General features: G+C 44.9%; 2 protein-coding genes and 1 pseudogene. 2 read left to right on the top strand and 1 reads right to left on the bottom strand.

Annotation, left to right across the window (positions count from 1 at the left end):
* Nucleotides 1–174: pseudogene (locus IM479_RS10875) on the bottom strand (IS701 family transposase); the annotation flags it as partial.
* 437 nt (nt 175–611) lie between these two features.
* Between IM479_RS10875 and arsM the strand changes: the two are divergent.
* The gene (arsM, locus tag IM479_RS10870) at nt 612–1,586 is read left to right on the top strand and encodes an arsenosugar biosynthesis arsenite methyltransferase ArsM (protein ID WP_287686361.1); all 975 of its coding nucleotides are present in this window, start codon (nt 612–614) and stop codon (nt 1,584–1,586) included.
* A gap of 99 nt (nt 1,587–1,685) precedes the next feature.
* Nucleotides 1,686–2,663 carry an arsenosugar biosynthesis radical SAM (seleno)protein ArsS gene (gene arsS, locus IM479_RS10865; RefSeq protein ID WP_287686363.1) on the top strand — a complete coding sequence of 326 codons (978 nt, stop codon included), beginning with the start codon at nt 1,686–1,688 and terminating at the stop codon, nt 2,661–2,663.
* Nucleotides 2,664–3,015 lie beyond the last annotated feature (352 nt).

The raw sequence follows: 3,015 nt of genomic DNA, 5'->3' as shown, positions 1-3,015 counted from the left end.
TCCGAAGGCATTATTGGCCATTTGAGTTAGATTTTTCCTTTCACTTTCCCCTAATAATCCTCCTAAATATTGTCTGAACCCGTTTTTTTGCGCTTCGCTCTTGAAGCAATTGTCAAACCGCCGACACCATCGGTCAAAGCATGGGGGCATCGCGGCTGGGGTTGTCTCTTTCATCGCCGATTTCTCAACGTAAAGTGCTTACTCTGTAACGATTATACTCGATTGGACCTTTGTTGAGCGTTTAAGTCCCATTAGGAGATTGGGCAAAAACAAGCCCAAAAGTTAGGTTTGGAATGCAAATCTCCCCTCAGTCTGGCGTTAATTAAGGAAGTGCTGTCTGCGTGCTTGTGCCAAAACCTCTTATCAACAGGCCGAAGAAGATTTATAGTCATTTCAGATAAGTCTGATACACTCTAGACTGATTAAACCCTTATGAACTCTGGCATTGCTATTCTCAATCTTAATTGAAATGACTATATTCGATCTCTCGGAGCATCAAGATAAGCTAAGACGCATTTTAAGCGTTTATAGGTCAGTACGAATGCTACGATAGCGTTAGGCGAGGATGCGAAGTCAGTCCTTGAATTGATCAGAGAAAAGGAGTTTAAAGGATGAAAATGACTTATCTGGAAGCTACTGCCAAATTTTACAGGGAAGTAGCCCAAACTCCCGAAGTGGGGCTATGTTGTGTCCAAAGCAGTCCTTTGCAACTACCGGGGTTAAAAATCCCTGCCATTATGCAGGAGATGAACTATGGTTGTGGCACGACGGTGCAGTCCAATGAATTAGGCAATTCTCCCAGGGTTTTGTATGTGGGTGTGGGTGGTGGTTTAGAAGCACTGCAATTCGCCTATTTTTCCCGTCGTCCAGGGGGAGTCATTGCGGTGGATCCAGTGCCAGAAATGCGTTGGGCAGCCCAAAGAAATCTCAGCGAAGCGCTGCTGGAAAATCCCTGGTTTAGTCTCGATTTTGTGGAAATTAGAGATGGTTCTGCCTTTGAATTGCCGGTGGAGGATGCCTCCGTCGATGTAGTGGCGCAGAATTGTCTTTTTAATATCTTTAAACCAGCCGATTTACAGTTAGCTTTACGGGAAGCTTTTCGCGTCTTAAAACCGGGAGGACGTTTACTGATGAGCGATCCGATCGCCACTCGTCCCATTCCCGAACATTTGCAAGAAGATCAGCGTTTACGCGCTATGTGTCTATCGGGGGCCTTGACCTACGAGGATTATATTAAACAGCTGATCGCTGCTGGTTTTGGTCAGGTAGAAATTCGGGCCCGTCGTCCCTATCGTTTACTGGACTGTCAAAGTTATAATTTAGCCGAGCCGCTCCTATTAGAAAGTTTGGATTCCGTTGCTTTTAAAGTAGCTATTCCCGAAGATGGGGCCTGTATTTTTACGGGCAAAACTGCTATTTATACTGGTACGGAAGCAATTTTCGATGATGGTGTCGGGCATATTTTATCCAAAGGATTACCAGTGTCCGTCTGTGATAAAACTGCGGGCAACTTAGCTCGTTTCTCTCCCCAAGATATAATCATCACCGAGTCCACTTGGCACTATAATGGGGGCGGTTGCTGTTAAAAAAGTAGCGTCGAGACAAGTTCGATACCTCAGTTATCAGTTATCATTGATTAGTGATTGGTCACTGTTTACTGTTTACTAATTACTGTTTACTCTCCCATGACTCCTTTTGTTGAGAAACTAAAAACTCCTTTAACTAAGCAAAAAATCTCGGTTCTGCAAATTAATTTGGGGAAAAGATGTAACCTTGCCTGTAGCCATTGTCATGTGGAAGCTAGTCCGGGTCGCTCCGAAGAAATGACTCCAGAAGTGTGCGAACAAATTATCGAACTGATCGAAAGATTTCCCCAAATTAAAACCGTCGATCTGACCGGCGGCGCCCCAGAAATGCTCTACGGTTTTAAGCCAATTGTGGAAACCTCTAGAAAAGCTGGAAAAGAGGTAATTGTGCGCTCAAATTTAACTATTTATTTCGAGAAAGGATTTACTGATATTCCTGAATATTGCGCTGGCCATCAGTTGCGGGTGGTGGCTTCTTTACCCTGTTATCTTGCCGATAATGTGGATAAAATGCGCGGTATGGGAGTCTATGATCGATCGATCGCCGCTTTACAATGGTTAAACCGTCTCGGCTACGCTCAAGAGCCGAATTTGATTGTGGATTTAGTCTATAATCCCCAGATTCCTAAGTCAGAGAATTTTTCTCTCACACCAGATCAGGTATCCCTGACACGGGATTACAAAAAGTTCTTGCAAGAACATTTTAATATTTCTTTTAACAATCTGTTTACTATCACTAACCTACCCGTCGGCAGGACACGCTTCCATCTGGAACACCGGCAACTCTATCAACCCTATCTTCAATTCCTCGAAGACCATTTTAATGGCGATACTGTCGAGCATTTGATGTGTCGTAATCAGCTTTCGATCGATTATTTGGGTAATATCTATGACTGCGATTTTAATCAGATGGAAGAGCTGGTCGCTTGCACCAGTCAAGGCCAAAAATTAACCCTGACAGATTTATTACAACCGGGTACTTTGGATCTCATTGCAGAGGTACAAACCGCTTCCTATTGCTACGGTTGCACTGCCGGCAGCGGTTCCAGTTGTGGGGGAGCTTTGATTTCAAGCTGAACAAGTGTACTGGATTGACACCGCGTCTCGGAAAATTTAGTACAAATGCTCGGACTCTGGTGCTGTCTTAACGGGGTAGGGTGTGGGGTGTGGGGTTTTACCGATTTTCAGGGGGTCAATTAGCCAATTTTCAGGGAAAAAGTCCCTGAATTCTCCCCCCGATCACTCCAATCGCTGGCACTTTTTAGTCAAAAGTTTGGCCGTTGACATCCTCACCGCCGTAAAACGGACGGTGATTCCCAAACCTCACGATTTAGGTTTCTGCTTGGGGTCCCTTGCGGGGTTCCGCACCTGCCTTAACAGTTTTACTCTGTTCTGGTCTTATGGTCGCTCTACAGACTGACACCGCAAG

This window comes from Microcystis sp. M165S2, from assembly GCF_020245885.1.
In the GTDB taxonomy this organism is placed as follows: Bacteria; Cyanobacteriota; Cyanobacteriia; order Cyanobacteriales; family Microcystaceae; genus Microcystis.
This window is presented reverse-complemented; position numbering and strand designations above follow the sequence as displayed.